Raw genomic sequence first — 15217 nt, 5'->3', positions numbered from 1 at the left:
GGGCGCGGAGTCAAACCCCGCGTCGGTCCGCGTCCGGGTCCGTCACGCTGGCCCCGGGCTCCACCGAGGGCAGGGGCTCGAAGAAGCCGGGCACGTCGCCCGAGCCCACCCCGCGCTCGCGCTCCTCCATGAGACAGGCCGGGACGAGCACGCCCAGCGCGAACAGCCGCGTGGCCGCCTCGTACGTCACCACCTCCGGGAAGTCGCACTCGAGCAGCACGGCGCGCACCGTGCGTCGTCCATCGAACAGCCGCACCAGCACGCCCACGTCCTCGGGCAGCGTGGAGAGCTCCCGCGCGAGCCTCGCGAAGTCCACCGTGAGCCGCGACGCCAGCGGCAGCCCGCGCGCCCTGAGCGCCTCGAAGCGCTCCAGCGCCGGCAATACCGTCTCGCACAGGTAGGCCCGGTCCATGGTGAACGAGCCCTTGTGCAACTCCGGCCCCAGCGCCACCGCGTAGTCGCCGTGGGCGAAGCCCAGCATCCTCCGGAACGCGAGGCTGCCGCGCACGCCGTGGAACATGGCGTCCACCACCAGCCCGTGCCGGAACGAGAACCAGCCCTCGCCCTCCGCCAGCACCACCCTCCCGGAGCGCACGCCCGACAGCAGCGCCCGCGTCACCTTCGTCAGCGGCAGCCGCGCGGTGTGGGACTCGAAGGTGGACTCGCCCGTGGCCCGCTCCGACTTGAGCCTCGCCAGCGCCACCACGTCCTCCACGTCCACCGGCCGCGCCAGGTAGTCGTCCGCGCCCACGCCAGCGGCCAGGTCCCGGTGGAACTCCTCCTCGCGCCGGGCCAGCAGCAACACCGGCACGCGAGAGGTGCGAGCGTCCGCGCGGAGCTGTCCGCACAGGCTGAAGCCGTCACCGTCCGGCAGCTCCGCCTCGGCGATGACCAGCCGCGGCAACGGCTCCTCCGAGGCCAGCGCCTCCAGCGCGCCTCGCACGTCGCCCACCAGCAGCGCCTCGAAGCCCGCCTCCACCAGGGCCGCCGCCAGCGCCGACTGCGCGAGCGCGTCCGAGTCCACCAGCAGCACCCGCGCCCGGCTCCGCCCCCCGCGACGGCGCGAGCCGACCTCCGAGGGCACCGGGTCCTCGGAAGGGCTCGACACGGAGAGATGAGGAAGCGCGGCAGCCATGGATAACGAATTATTCCAGCGAAGTTCGACAACTTCGCAACCTGGACACAAGTCCCCGGAATCGTTGAGTTTCCGTCACCCCCCTGGCGCGGTAGGGTGCGCGGCATGACGCGCTCGAGCCCTCGCTCCGTCCTGGTGTCCACACTGCTCCTGGCCTCCGCCGCCTTTGCCCAGCAGGCCTCTCCCGCGCAACCCGGGGAGGCGGGCGCCGTCCAGGTGGAGCAGACGGCGATGGAGTCCGCGGAGGACCGGCTGGGCGCGGTGATTGCGCCGGCGACGCTGCCGGCCGGGGTGACGGCGGTGTACGGCTACGCGGGCGCGCCGGAGCTGGGCGTGGGCTTCCGACAGGGACTGTCGTTGCTGGAGCTGGAGGCGCGGGCGCGCTTCAACTGGTTCCAGCTGTCCGCGGCGCTGGAGCTGGTGGGCCGGGTGAAGGTGATGGACAACGGCACGGTGTCCATGGCGCCCACGCTGGGGCTGGGCGTGGTGCTCAACTCCGGCTCCACGTACATGGACGACCAGAACTTCTCGGGCGTGCTCTTGCGCCTGTCGCCCGGGCTGGTGGTGGGCTGGCGGGTGGCGGAGACGGTGACGCTCCTGGGACTGGTCGACGTGCCGGTGGACGTGGGCCTGTCCAAGTCCGAGTCGCGGCGCGCGCAGGTGCTCGGCGGCGGAGGCGTGGAGGTGTACCTGGGCAACGACGTGTCCATCCTGCTCGCGGGGCAGCTGGGCCTGGAGACCTTCCGCGAGCGCGTGGGCCTCTCCGACACGCGCCTGGGCTGGGGCGTGAAGGCGGGCCTGGGGGCGCGCCTGTTCTGACTCACGTCAGGCCGTAGCGCTCCAGCTTCTTGAGCAGCCCCTGCCGCGACAGGCCGAGCGCCTCCGCGGTGTGCGTGCGGTTGTTGTGACAGCGCTCCAGCGCGCTCTCGATTTCGCGCCGCTCCAGCGCCTCCACCTTCGCGGCCAGGGTGGTGCCGCCCGACGTGCTCGCGCGTGGCCGCTCGCTGCCGGTGAAGGAAAGGTCCTCGGGCTGGAGCTCGCGGCGCTCTCCGGCCAGCACGGACGCGCGCTGCATCTCGTGGCGCAGCTCGCGCAGGTTGCCGGGCCACGCGTGCGCGGCGAGCGCCTCCGCGGCGGCGTCCGAGAGCAGCCGCGCCCGGCCATCCGGACACAGGTGCGCGCACTGGTTGAGGAAGTGCTTGGCGAGCAGCGGCAGGTCGGAGGCGCGCTCGCGCAGCGGCGGCAGGCGGACCTCCACGCCCTTGACGCGCCAGTAGAGGTCCTCGCGGAAGGTGCCCTCCTGGAGCATGCGGCCCAGGTCACGATGCGTCGCCGTGACGAGGCGCACGTCCACGTGGACGGGGCGGTCCGCGCCCACGGGCAGGAGGTCTCCGGTCTCCAGCGCGCGCAGCACCTTGACCTGGAGCGAGGGCGTCATGTCCCCGAGCTCATCGAGGAACAGCGTGCCGCCGTCCGCCTCCGCGAAGAGTCCGCGGTGGTCCTTCGTGGCGCCGGTGAAGCTGCCCTTCACGTGGCCGAAGAGCGCGCTCTCCAGCAGCGTCTCCGGCAGCGCGCCGCAGTTGACCGGGATGAAGGGCCCCGCGTGGCGGCGGCTCTTGAGGTGCACGGTGCGCGCGAGCAGCTCCTTGCCCGTGCCGTTCTCGCCCGTGACGAGGACAGGCAAATCACTGGCGGCCACGCGCTCGGCCAGCGACACGGCGGCGAGGAACGCGGCGCTCTGCCCCACCATCGCCGCGTCCGCCGAGGCGCGCTCCAGGGACGTGCGCAGCGTCTCCACGCGCCGCTCCAGCGTCACGCGGGCGAGCGCGCGCTGCACGACGACGAGCAGCACGTCCGGGTCCACCGGCTTGGTGAGGAAGTCATGCGCGCCCAGGCGGATGGCCTCGAGCGAGTGGCGGGTGTCGCCCGCGCCGGAGACGACGATGACCTTGGCGCCGGGTCGCGCATCGAGCAGCGCGGCCAGTCCCTCCAGGCCCGCGGAGACGCTGCCATCCGGCGGCAGCATCAAGTCCAGCAGGACCAGGGGGAAGTCGCGCGCGTCGAAGGCGGCGCGGGCGGAGGGACGGTCGCCGGCCTCCACCACTTCGTAGCCCGCGTCACGCAGCAGGCGGCCGTAGACCTTGCGGAAGGCGGCGTCGTCGTCGACGAGCAGCAGCGGCTGGGCGGGGGCCATGATGGGCGCTCAGTCCGGCAGGGGCGCCTGGCGCGGAGTGCCCAGGAGCTCCAGGGTCCTCATGGCCACCTGGATGAGTGTCTGGGCGCATGGCTCGCAGCCGCCGCCACAGCAGCGGGGCCAGCGGCCCTCCGGGTTGCGCAGCAGCGGGCGCACACAGGATTGGTAGTAGCTGGGAAAGCCCAGCTCCTCACTGGCGCGGGCCAGCGCGGAGTCGAGCTCGGACGGTGCGGGCGCGGGGACGTCGGACACAGCCACTTCATAACAGCGTGGCGGCGGGAAGCGCAGCGGGGGCGTGCCGGGGACAAGCCCTGCTGCCATGCGCGAGAAGCCCAGGCGATGGGCGCCCTACCAGAGGACGCCCTGGGTCGGCCCCGTGGCGGTGCCCTCCTCGGGCTGACAGCGGGGACACCAGTGCGTGTTCCTCCCGCCGACGCGCTCGTGGGAGATGGGGGTGGCGCAGCTCGGACAGGGGGCGCCGGTGCGCTCGAAGACGTTGCGCCGGTGTTTCGCCTGGCCCTTCACGCCGAACAAATCCCGCTGCGTGCCTCGCAGCGCGAGCCCCTCCTCGAGCACGGTCCGCATCGCCTGGTGCAGCCGTGACACCTCGTCGCGAGACAGCGAGGTCACCAGACGCCGTGGGTCGAGTCCCGCGCGCCACAGGCTCTCGTCCGCGTCGCGGTTGCCCAGCCCGGCGATGATGCGCTGGTTGAGCAGTACCGTCTTGAGCGGGCTCCTGCGCCGACCGAGACGGCGCGCGAGCAACTCGGGCGTGAAGGCCGTGTCGAGCACCTCCGGCCCCAGCTCCTCGAGCTTCAGCCTCGCGGACAGCTCCGCCGTGGGCCCCACCGCCACGCGCGCGTAGCCCAGCGTGTCCGTGAGATGGAGCGCCTCGCCGTCCTCCAACGTCAGGACGACGAGCGTCTCGGAGGGGCGCTCCGCGCCGCCTGGCCGCAATGACAGCTCGCCCCAGAGCATGAAATGGAGGGCGAGCGTCTGTCCGTCATCGAGCCCCAACAGGATGAACTTGGCCCGTCGACGTGCGTCGACGATTCGTCGACCCCGGAGCGCCGTGACGAAATCCTCCGGAGAGGGGAAGCGGACCGCCGCGGGCGCGAACACCTCGACGTCGGCGATACGCCGGCCGAGGACCGCCTGCCGCAGGTCACGCGTGATGATTTCGACTTCGGGAACCTCGGCCATCCCGTCTCACGACCTCCGTCCTCTTTACTGTCGTGCGAGGGAGGCGCCGTGCCAGTCACCCGACATGGGCCCCAACACGCCCGCTCGGAGTCCCGCCAGACGAAGCGGGGGCGGTGCGGGTGCTCGCCGACGCTCGCGGACAGTGAGACCGCGAGGAGACACTGAGACGCAAGCCCGGCGGCACTTCGGCGTTCCCGAGCGACCGTGCGTACGGAGTCCATTCTTGGAGACGACGTACCCGCTCGGTCCCGCGCTGTCGTGCACTGACCTGAAGCGACACCAACTCGCGATGCCCCCAGGAAGCCGGGCTCCGCCGCGCAGGGCATCCTTCGCCCTGCATCTCGAACCATCACGACCTGTCGAAACACATGAGCACGAGGTGCACCAAGGGAGCTCCTTCCCTCTCATGCGGGATGAAGGCTGTGTCTGCTTCTTCCTCCGTTGAGCTGGAGGGTGCCAAGCACGGAGAACGGATTGTGCTTCAGGGCTCCGGGGCCTTGGCCGACATGCCCTGTCACGGGGCACCGCGCCCTGCACGCAGAGGGGCGCGCCACGTGAGGTCACTCCACCCCAGCCGAGTCTCGGGGCACTGCCTTTGATTCGACAATGCCACACGCGCGCTCGGGAATAGTTTCCGCGTGAAGTGACGAAGAATCCCCGGCGATATCGCGCCGCGCGGCGTGGCGTTTCCCGACCGACCTGATGAGCCATCCTGGCCGGGTCTGGAGGTCTTCCGAGACATGTCGTTCGTTCAGAAGGGCGCCGCGCGCGGCACCTCGTGGGCTCGTCGTGCGCGCCGTCATCCCCTGCTCGCCGCGGGACTGCTCCCGTTGCTGGGTGGAAGCGCGGGCGCGCAATCCCAGTTCCCACCGCCCGAGGAATGGTGTGACTTCGGCCGGGCCGGCCCCGCGGCGACGCAGCCAGCCCCCGTCGCCATGGCCGCCGCGCACGGGCAGGTCCGCTTCTTCGGCGTGGGCCCCAGCTACACCGACGCGGACCTGTCCCTGGTCATGGCCCTGGAGGGAAGCACCGTGGACTGGGCCGAGGCTACCCGCCACTACGCCAGCACCATGGAGGGTGTCTGTGCCCTCGACGTCACCAGCAAGACGCTGCCCAGGGCCCGCGTCCTCACCGTGGGCCCCATCGCGTTCATCCGTCCCGGCACCGGTGAGCTGCGCATCCCGCGTCACGCTCGCGCGGCCATCATCGACCTGCGCGGACTGCCCGCCGCCCCTGGACTGGAAGAGGCCCTGGCCCGGGCCATCGGCGCCATCAGCACCACCCCCGTCGAGCGCCTGGCCGGGCTCGTACGCGCACACGTGGGGATGCTGGACGAGACGACGCCCTACAACGTCTATGGCAACTACATCGACCGGCTGGCGCAACCACCCCACGCCGCCACGGGCCAGGCACAGCTCCCCGTCGCGTTGCTGACGGAGACGGCGCTCGCCCCGGCCACGGCGCGCTTCGCGGCGGACCTGCGCATGGCCGGACGGGCCTGGCTCATCGGCGCGCCCATCCACGCGGCCGTCGCCGAGTCGAAGTGGATGCCGGTGAGCACCCGAGGACTGCTCGTGCGCACCACGCGCCTCGAGGATGCCCAGGGCCCGATTCCGGACGTCATCCCCGCGGACCTGTCGCTCGCCGCCCTCGGCATGAGCGCGCTGAGCGCCGAGGCGCTCCCGTCGGAGCAATCCCTCCAGCTCACATCCTGGCTCGGCGCTCCGCCCCCCGTGGACCGGACCGCGCCCGTCGTCCGCAACGCGCCGCCCGAGCGCATCTCCCTCGAGGCCGTCCCGCCCATCGCCGCCTCGTCGGCCATCGCCCGCGCGGACCTGCTCACCCTCCACGGCGCCACCCGTCTGTTCTATCCCTACTTCGACATCGTGGGAGACGGCATCGACGGGCGCCTGCTGGAGACACTGGCCCGCGTGGACTCCACACCCGTCACCCAGCGCGACCAGCTCCGTCGGCTGCTGCTGCGCTTCAACGAGGTCCTGAAGGACGGCCACGGCTTTGTCACCCTGTACGGAGGTCCCCCGCCAGCGGGCTTCTTCCCCGTCTCCCTGGAGGAGGTGCAGGGGCAGCCCATCATCCGCCGCTCCGCGCTCCCGACGCTGCAAGCCGGTGACACGCTCGTGAGCATCAACGGCACGCCCATGTCGGAGTGGCTCGCCGAGGAGCAGGCCCACGCCTCGGCCGCCACGCCGGGCTACCTGCATGACGTGGCCATCCGCCGGCTCCTCATCATGAATGCCCCAATGGATGTCGGTCTGCGTGCCATGGACGGCACCACGCGCGTCGTCCAGGTCCAGCCCCAGCCGGTGGAGCTGCTCAACCAGGTGAGCGGTCCTCCCTCACTGAGGCCCGCGGGCAGCCTCGCGGACCTGGGCGCTCCGAACCTGCACTACCTCAACCTGGCGAGCGAGGTGCTCACCTCGTCGGACGCCCTCCGCGCGGCGCTCACCACGGCGCAGGGCGCGAGCGGGCTGGTGGTAGACATGCGCGGCTATCCGGGCATCAGCCACTACGAGGTCGCGGACCGGCTCATCCCCACGCCGTTCCGCACGCCCGTCTTTCGCTATCCCATCTGGGTCGGCCCCGACCACTTCGAGACCTGGGACTCCGGCCACACTCGGCAGCCGTTGACGAACCCGTCCTACGCGGGCCCCATCGTCCTGCTCGTCGGCCCTCGCACGGTGTCGGCCGCGGAGAACTTCAGCATCATGATGACCGGCGCCCAGCGCGTGACGGTGATTGGCCGGCGCAGCGCGGGGACGAACGGCAACGTCACCCGACTGCTGTTGCCCGGGCAGGTGGCCGTCAGCTTCACCGGCATGGGGATTCTCTTCCCCGACCAGTCCCGCTTCCACGGTGTGGGCATCGTCCCGCACATCGAGGTGGCGCCCACCCTCCAGGACATCGCCCACGGGACCGACCCGGAGCTGCTGCGCGCCATCCAGTTCCTGCACACCGGCCAGTGACGACGACACGGTGAACGCCGAGGGCTCCAGGTGACACACGGGCCTGGAGCCCCAGCGGCGCGCGAATCAGCCGCGGACCACCACGTCGCGAACGTCGCGGTCCACCTCGCCCACGTTGACCTTCACATCCAGGAAGTGCGCCATCGTCTCGAGCTGCGTCAGCGCGTGTCCATCCAGGGGCAGCGTGCGGAACTCCCCGCCCCGCGCGAGCGCGCACAAGAGCAGCAACTGGTCACACAGGTGCTCGCCCACGGGCACCTCCGCGTTCAGGTAGCGCTTCACCTCGGCGGCCACCTCCTCCGCCACCGTCTCCGCGCGCTTGCCTCGCTCCCCGAAGCCCGTGAAGACCTCCGTCACGTGCTCGCTCTCCACCTCCACCACGAGCGCGTTGCCGGGCCCCTGACCGCGCTTCAACTCCTCCGGACGGAGCTGGTCGGGACGCAGCTCCAGGAGCGAGCCCACCGTCTCCAGCTCGCGCTTCGCCACGTCGAAGGGAATCATCGACACCACCGCCTTCGCCTCGCGGCGCAGCACCCGCCCACGCGACATCAGCGAGAGCGGCTTCAAGGCCTGGGGCCGCACGTCCACGCGGAACTTCCCGCCGCCCGCCGGGAAGAAGCCGGGCCGGTCCAGCGTCGCCGTCACGTCCGCGCCCATGCGCCGCAACAGCGGCAGGTAGGCGCGCGCCAGGAAGTCGAACGGCGGCGCCGCCGGGTTGTGCGTCCCGCCCTCGAGCATCAGCGTGGACGGCTCCTTCGCGGCCAGCAGCGCGGGCAACACCGTCTGCAACACCAGTGTCGCGCTGCCCGCCGTGCCCACCGCGAAGTGGTAGTTGCCCGCGGCCAGGGCGCGCGGATGGAACGTGAGCTCGCGCGAGCCCAGCTCCGCGCCGGACACCTCCGCCGCGCCCACCGCCTCGGCCGCCTTCACCGCCATCAGGTGCTGTCGCAACAGGCCCGGCTTCGCGCGGCCCGCGCGGATGTTCGTCATCGTGAACGGCGTCCCCGTCACCAGCGACAACGCCAGCGACGTGCGCAGCACCTGGCCGCCGCCCTCTCCCTTGGAACCATCGATGCGCAGCATGTCTCGTCTCTCCCGTCTTCCCACGCCTCACGGCCCCACCCGCGCAATCTGACATGCGCGAGCACGCCCCGCACCCTGGCCCGCTATCGGCCACGCGCGGTGTCAGTCAACACCCGAAGCATCCACAACCCAGCGCTCCTCCAGAAAAGCCACCGCGCACCTCCGCCAGGCCTTACACGAGCTGCGCTTCCGAGGCTCGCACTCCGGAAGCGTGTCTTGCATTGGAGGCAGTCGTGGTCTCTCGCAGTCTCATTGCTCGCAATCTGATGGTCCCCCTCGCGGCGCTGCTCATGGTCCTCACGTCCGCGTGCGGCCCGGACGCCCTGGAGGCGCCCGCCCAGGAGACGCAGTCCGCTCCGCCCGAGGACGCCGCGCTGGAGGTGACGTCCCAGGAGCAGTCGCAGTGCCAGTTCTACAACTACTACTGGGACGAAGCCCGCAACCCGCGCGGCCCCAACCGGTGCACCAACAGCTGCCAATGTGACGGCATGCGCACCTGCAGCTCCGCCGGGTGGTGCCAGGGCACCGCGCGCCCCGCCGTGAGCTGCACCAGCCCCAGCTACTACTGGAACGAGGCCTGGAACCCGGGCGGCTCCAACCGCTGCTGGAGCGCCTGTCAGTGCGACGGCATGCGCACGTGCAGCTCCTCCGGCTGGTGTCAGGGCCGCTCGCGCTGAAGCGCCCTGCCCTGAAATAGCGGCGCCCGCTCCCCCACTCTGGCGGCCTTGCGGCCTCTTGGGGGGAGCGGGCGCCTCGATGTCGTCATCCCGGCATGGTCACCTCGCGTGCAGGAGTCGGGGGGGGGGCGCCTATCCCTTCACGCAGACGACCTGCTTGAGCGTGTGGACCACATCGACCAGGTCCGACTGCGCCGCCATCACCGCGTCGATGGGCTTGTACGCCGCCGGCGTCTCGTCAATCACCTCGGCGTCCTTCCGGCACTCGACGCCCGCGGTCGCCTTCGCGTGGTCCTCCAGCGTGAAGCGCTTCTTCGCCGCCTCACGCGACATCACCCGGCCCGCGCCGTGGCTGCAGGAATGGAAGCTGTCCGCGTTCCCCTTCCCGCGGACGATGAACGAGCGCGCCCCCATGCTGCCGGGGATGATGCCGAGGTCACCCTCGCGCGCCCGCACCGCGCCCTTGCGCGTCACGAAGCAGTTCTTCCCGAAGTGGTGCTCACGCGCCACGTAGTTGTGGTGGCAGTTCACCGCCGCGTCGGACAGCTCGAACGGAGGCAGCTCACCGCTCAGCTGCAGGGCCTCGATTGCGCCACGCAGCATCAGCTCGCGGTTGGTCGCCGCGTAGTCCTGCGCCCAGCTCACCGCGAAGACGTAGTCATCGAAGTGCTCGGAGCCCTCGGGCAGGTACGCCAGGTCCGCGTCGGGCAGGTGGATGTACCAGCGGCGCATGTCCTCCTTCGCCAGCTCGATGAAGTGGCTTCCGATGCGGTTGCCCACGCCGCGCGAACCGGAGTGCAACATCAGCCACACGCCATCCGACTCGTCCAGGCACAGCTCGATGAAGTGGTTTCCCGTGCCGAGCGTCCCCAGGTGTCCCAGGTCCGGCCCACGGCCGATGCGAGGGTGCCTGGCGACGATGCGGTCATACCCCTCCATCAGACGCGCCCACTCCTTCTGGTGGGAGGCCGGAGCCACGCGCCACGCACCCACGTCGTTACGGCCGCCGTTGTCCGAGCGGCCATGCGGCACCGCCCGCTCGATGGCCGAGCGCACCCCACGCAGCGAGTCGGGGAGCTGATCCGCGCGCATCGTCGTGCGCACCGCGATCATTCCGCACCCGATGTCCACCCCCACCGCAGCCGGCACCACCGCGCCCACCGTCGGGACCACGCTGCCGACCGTCGCGCCGAACCCACGGTGCACGTCCGGCATCGCGGCGATCCACTTGTGGATGAAGGGCAGGCCACGGAGGTTACGGAGCTGCTTCTTGGCCTCGTCCTCGAACGGCACGCCCACGGTCCACGACTTGATGGGGCGACCCGCCTCGTCCGACAGCACCTCGTAGTTCACCTTGTTGCGCTCCATGGCCTTCACCTTTCGGTCGTTCGCCCTGGGCTCTGTTTCCCGGGCACGCAGGGACCTAGAGCAGCCGGCGTGCCAGGCCCGCTCCAGAGGGGAGCGCCCGGTGGACCCTGGTGTGGCGTATCTCTTCGGATAAAGTCCTATCCTGATGGCGAAGAAGCGCGCACGACAGACGGTGGTCCTGGGCATGCTCGGGACGACGCTCGACACGGGGCAGGGCCCGAACCGGTGGATGAAGTGGCGGCCCACGGTGGCGCTGTGTCAGCAGGAGGACCTGGTGGTGCACCGGCTGGAGCTGTTGCACCCGCCAGCGGCCACGCAGATTGCGGCGACGGTGGTGGCGGACATCCGGCAGGTGTCGCCGGAGACCACGGTGCGCACCACGCTGCTGGACATCCGCAACCCATGGGACCTGGAGGAGACGTACGGCGCGCTGCTCGACTACGTGCGCGGGTACAGCTTCAACCCCGAGGAGGAGGACTACCTCGTCCACATCACCACGGGCACGCACATCGCGCAGATCTCGATGTTCCTGTTGGTGGAGAGCCGGCTGATTCCGGGGCGGCTGGTGCAGCTGTCGCCGGACCCTCGGGACAAGGCGGGCGCGGGGACGAACACGCTCATCGACCTGGACCTGTCGCGCTACGACACGCTGGCGGCGCGCTTCCAGCGTGAGCAGCGCGAGGGACTGTCGTACCTCAAGGCGGGTATCGACACGCGCAACGCGGCGTTCAACCACCTCATCGAGCGCATCGAACAGGTGGCGAGCCACTCGCGCGCGCCGCTGCTCATCACCGGTCCCACGGGCGCGGGCAAGTCGCAGCTCGCGCGCCGCGTCTACACACTGAAGAAGTCTCGCGGCACGGTGAGCGGACCGTTCGTGGACCTCAACTGCGCCACGCTGCGCGGTGACGGCGCCATGTCCGCGCTCTTCGGACATGTGAAGGGCTCGTTCACCGGCGCGCTGCAGGACCGGCCTGGACTCTTGCGTCAGGCGAATGGCGGGGTGCTGTTCCTCGACGAGATTGGGGAGCTGGGGGCCGACGAGCAGGCGATGCTGCTGCGCGCGCTGGAGGACAAGCGGTTCCTGCCGGTGGGCTCGGACAAGGAGGTGGAGAGCGACTTCCAGCTCATCGCCGGCACCAACCGGGACTTGCAGACCGAGGTGGAGCGCGGGCGCTTCCGCGAGGACCTGCTCGCGCGCATCAACCTGTGGACCTTCCGACTGCCCGCTCTGCGTGAGCGCCCCGAGGACATCCCGCCGAACCTGCTCTACGAGCTGGACCGGGCCTCGGAGGCGATGGGCGCGCGCATCACACTGAACAAGGAGGCCCAGGAGCGCTTCCTGCGCTTCGCCACCTCGCCCGATGCGCGCTGGTCGGGCAACTTCCGGGACCTCAACGCCGCGGTGCTGCGCATGGCCACGCTCGCGCCCGGGGGGCGCATCACCCGCGAGGTCGTGGACGAGGAGCTGGAGCGCCTGCGCGCGCAGTGGCGGACAGGCAGTACTCGCCCGGGCCCTGTGTCCTCCACGAGCGGCGAGGACCGGGTCGCGGAGGTGCTCGGTGAAGAGCTCGCCTCGGAGCTGGACCGGTTCGACCGCGTGCAGCTCGCGGACGTGTTGGGCGTGTGCCAGGGAAGCCGCTCGCTCTCGGAGGCCGGGCGCGTGCTGTTCGCTCAGTCCCGTGCTCGCAAGTCGAGCGTCAACGACGCGGACCGACTGAAGAAGTACCTGGCGCGCTTCGGCCTGACCTGGGCCGATGTGAGCTGACTCGACGCGGCTGGTGGCCCTCGGGGGTTTCCACGACCGTTGGAGTCGACCCGCCGGAAAAAGCACGGGCCACGCAAAGGACGGTGACGGAGCGCGTCTTCATCGGTGTTGAAGGCAATGGGGGGCCGTGAGCCGGACGGACCTTCGACACGAAAGCACCGCCATGTCCACGCCGCAGCTCCACCTCGACTCCTGTCGCCGGACAGGCACGTGGCTCATCGCCATCGTCCTCCTCCTGCTGGGACAGCGCGTGGAAGCGCAGGTGCGGGAGCCGGACAACTTCCTCGCCACGTCCGTCACCCTCTCCTCCGCGCCTCGGCTGCGGCAGGTCTCCACCCGACATGCCTCGCCCATGCTCGCCGCCGGCTTCCGGCTCTCCGAGCACTCGCAGCTCCGGCTCGACTGGGGACTGCCCTACACCTCGGTGGACCCCGCCGGCGCCATCGAGGGACGCAGGAGCCACCTGGGCTCCTCCAACCTGCTCGTCGGCCTGCACAACGTCCGCGCCTTCGTCGATGACGCCGTCTTCGTGCGCATGGGCGTGGGCGTCGCCGTGCCCCTGGCCCGCCATCAGGACGCCGACAAGCTCGACGCGCGCAGGCCGGAGACACAAGACGCCAACTACACCACCGCCGCCGCGGTGCGCGGGCTCGCGGACCCGTGGCTGTGGGCGCTCGACACCACCTCCGTCGTGCTGCCCATGGCCGTGGGCCTGGACCTGCCCGGCATCCAGCTCCGCGCGGACGTGGCCCTGGGAATGCTCATCCCCGTCTCCCGCACCGCGAGGGACACGCACTTCGTCGCGCAGGCCAGCCTGGAGGCCGCGCTCGGGCTCGGCATGCTGGAGCCCGGCGCGCGGGTGCAGGTCGTCACGCCCCGCCTCACCGAGGCGACCTGGGACGGCGAGGACTCCCGTGTCTCGCTGGAGCCCTTCGTCCGGGTCCGCCTGGGGCCCGCCTTCGCCCGCGCGGGCGTGCGCATCGACCTGGGCGACCCTCGGGCCCACCCCGCGCCCAGCGCGTCACGGATGTGGGCGCTGGGCCTGGGGCTCGGCGTCGGCTTCTGACAGGGCCCGCTACTTGATGAGGTAGAAGGCCTCCTGCCGGGGCACGAAGAACTTCCAGCCCTCCTGCGTGAGATAGGCCGGGTCCTCCTCCATCACCGCGACCTTCTGCCCGTCCCACTCCGGCACCGGCGTGGACGTGTTGAGCTCGATGGCGATGTACGAGCCCTCGCGCAGCAGCTTCGGCGCCTCCTTGCGCGTCGCCGAGCGGAAGTCGATGGACGCGCCCAGCGCGTGGCCCTGGTTGCCCAGCGGATGGCTGTAGACCTGCGCCGTGATGCCAAGCTCGTCCATCCTCGCCATCGTCGCGTCATACACATCCGCCGACGAGCGCCCCGGCCGGGACGCCTCCAGCATCAACACATCCTGGAGCGTGTTCGTGTTCGCCAGCGCCTGCTTCAAGCCCTGGGGCGCGTCCGTCTCCCCCTCGCGCAGCACATAGGCCATCTTCTGCCAGTCGGTGTGCAGCCCCAGGTAGCTGATGCCGAAGTCCACGTGGATGAGGTCCCCACGCTCGATGACGACCTCCTCCTTCGTCACCGCGAGGAAGCCGCGCGACTTGGAGTTCACCCCGCCCTTGCGCTGCACGCGCATGTCCGGCTGGAACCACGTGCTCACGCCCAGCGCCCACAGCCTGTCGTAGAGCCACCGGCGGATGTCCCCCACCGTCGTCTTCCCCGGCACCACCACCTTCGACGAGAAGGCCTCCTTCACCACCTCGTCCGTCAGCTCCACCAGCCCCTGGTAGTGCTCCCACTCCTCGGGCAGCCGCGTGTCCAGGTACTCCTCGATGAGCGGCGCCGCGCTCACGAAGCGCGCCTCCGCCTTCGGCCCGAGCGCCTCCAGAATCCACGCATACCCGTCCCGCGTCAGGCTGCGCGTCACGCCCCGCTTGCCGTCGATGCCCAGCGCAATCGCCTTCGGCTGGTGGCGCGCGTCCAGCTCCGCCAGGAACTCCGGGCCGGACTTGCCCTCCTCGGGCGTCTCGAAGAACTGGAGCACCGCCTCCTCCGCGTAGCCCGTCAGCGCCACGCGCCGCAGCCCCTCGGCCCCCGCGTCCACGAAGACGAAGACGTCCCGGTTGCCAGCGTACGGGCGCGGCGGCGCCACGTACTGCGTCAGCGGGTCGTCATGGAACTCCTCGTTGACGACAATCCACATGCCCACGCCATGGCGGCGCATCATCTCCAGCAACATGTCGTGGCGCTTCCGCAGCCAGCCCTCCCGCAGCGCAATCTGCTGGGACATGGGCAACAGCCGGGGCTTCTCGTCCCGGGCCTGGGCACACCGGGACGTCGAACACGCGGACAACAACAGGAGCGGCAGGGCCGCCCACTTCAGCAGGGTCATTGGGGACTCCGAGTCGAGCAGGAGCCACACCCTATCGCTCAGACGGCACTCACCGAAGTCCCCCACCTCCGGAGCCCTTGGAGACTCCGGAGGCGGAGGACCTGGGGCGCGGACTGCCCCTTCCTCCACCACGCACCACGCAGGCCCTCCCGGATGACGCCCCCCCACGACCTGGAGTCATTCGCGTCGTCTCCCCCACCTTCACGACGCCATCCGTCAGAGGCGACGGTCGTCCCCCGACGCCGCCTGCCCGTGTGAAGCGCTCCCAAACCCTCGCGCCAAAATCTCAGTAGCTGGCGATCTGGAAATCCAGGTCGTCGTCCAGCAGGAGCTCCGCGTCACGCGCCTCCCGCTGCGGCTCATCCTCTTCAGAAGAAGCGCCCCCCCGGCAC

At 70.7% G+C, this 15217-nt stretch carries 12 protein-coding genes; 5 read left to right on the top strand and 7 right to left on the bottom strand.

From position 1 onward, the window contains the following. Nucleotides 1-10 precede the first annotated feature (10 nt). Nucleotides 11-1135: a PleD family two-component system response regulator gene (locus FL311_RS15265; RefSeq protein WP_141325878.1), complete on the bottom strand. Its 1125-nt coding sequence runs from the start codon at nt 1133-1135 to the stop codon at nt 11-13. 105 nt (nt 1136-1240) lie between these two features. On the opposite strand from FL311_RS15265, the gene FL311_RS15260 reads away from it, so the two are divergent. Beyond that, nucleotides 1241-1954 carry a hypothetical protein gene (locus FL311_RS15260; RefSeq protein ID WP_141325877.1) on the top strand — a complete coding sequence of 238 codons (714 nt, stop codon included), beginning with the start codon at nt 1241-1243 and terminating at the stop codon, nt 1952-1954. 1 nt (nt 1955) lies between these two features. On the opposite strand, the gene FL311_RS15255 is transcribed toward FL311_RS15260, so the two are convergent. The 3 genes from FL311_RS15255 to mutM form a co-directional block, all read right to left on the bottom strand. Continuing rightward, the gene (locus tag FL311_RS15255; protein WP_141325876.1) at nt 1956-3329 is read right to left on the bottom strand and encodes a sigma-54 dependent transcriptional regulator; all 1374 of its coding nucleotides are present in this window, start codon (nt 3327-3329) and stop codon (nt 1956-1958) included. A 9-nt stretch (nt 3330-3338) separates the two neighbouring features. After that, a complete protein-coding gene (locus FL311_RS15250; RefSeq protein ID WP_141325875.1) occupies nt 3339-3581 on the bottom strand; it encodes a hypothetical protein in 243 nt (80 codons plus the stop codon). Nucleotides 3582-3677: 96 nt separating this feature from the next. Beyond that, entirely contained in the window at nt 3678-4532 is an 855-nt protein-coding gene (gene mutM, locus FL311_RS15245; protein ID WP_141325874.1) for a bifunctional DNA-formamidopyrimidine glycosylase/DNA-(apurinic or apyrimidinic site) lyase, read from the bottom strand. A 740-nt stretch (nt 4533-5272) separates the two neighbouring features. Here mutM and FL311_RS15240 point away from each other — a divergent pair. Next, nucleotides 5273-7516, top strand: a complete 2244-nt coding sequence (locus tag FL311_RS15240) for a S41 family peptidase (protein ID WP_141325873.1) — start codon at nt 5273-5275, stop codon at nt 7514-7516. 66 nt (nt 7517-7582) lie between these two features. On the opposite strand, the gene rtcA is transcribed toward FL311_RS15240, so the two are convergent. Beyond that, nucleotides 7583-8599, bottom strand: a complete 1017-nt coding sequence (rtcA, locus tag FL311_RS15235; RefSeq protein ID WP_141325872.1) for an RNA 3'-terminal phosphate cyclase — start codon at nt 8597-8599, stop codon at nt 7583-7585. Between the two features lie 233 nt (nt 8600-8832). Between rtcA and FL311_RS15230 the strand changes: the two genes are divergently transcribed. Further along, nucleotides 8833-9276, top strand: coding sequence for a hypothetical protein (locus tag FL311_RS15230; protein ID WP_141325871.1), 444 nt, complete (start codon nt 8833-8835; stop codon nt 9274-9276). A gap of 132 nt (nt 9277-9408) precedes the next feature. On the opposite strand, the gene FL311_RS15225 is transcribed toward FL311_RS15230, so the two are convergent. Continuing rightward, nucleotides 9409-10644 carry an RtcB family protein gene (locus FL311_RS15225; protein ID WP_141325870.1) on the bottom strand — a complete coding sequence of 412 codons (1236 nt, stop codon included), beginning with the start codon at nt 10642-10644 and terminating at the stop codon, nt 9409-9411. 145 nt (nt 10645-10789) lie between these two features. Here FL311_RS15225 and rtcR point away from each other — a divergent pair, with 145 nt between their 5' ends. Then, complete coding sequence (gene rtcR, locus FL311_RS15220) at nt 10790-12412, top strand: RNA repair transcriptional activator RtcR (protein ID WP_141325869.1); 1623 nt, start codon at nt 10790-10792, stop codon at nt 12410-12412. Between the two features lie 163 nt (nt 12413-12575). Continuing rightward, nucleotides 12576-13478, top strand: a complete 903-nt coding sequence (locus tag FL311_RS15215; protein WP_141325868.1) for a hypothetical protein — start codon at nt 12576-12578, stop codon at nt 13476-13478. Nucleotides 13479-13487: 9 nt separating this feature from the next. Here the strand turns inward: FL311_RS15215 and FL311_RS15210 are convergent, their stop codons facing one another. Then, nucleotides 13488-14825, bottom strand: coding sequence for a M24 family metallopeptidase (locus FL311_RS15210; RefSeq protein ID WP_141325867.1), 1338 nt, complete (start codon nt 14823-14825; stop codon nt 13488-13490). Nucleotides 14826-15217 lie beyond the last annotated feature (392 nt).

The organism is Myxococcus sp. AB025B (assembly GCF_006518215.1).
In the GTDB taxonomy this organism is placed as follows: Bacteria; Myxococcota; Myxococcia; order Myxococcales; family Myxococcaceae; genus Myxococcus; species Myxococcus fulvus.
Note: the sequence above shows the minus strand (reverse complement) of the source record. Positions and strands in the feature narration are given on the sequence as shown.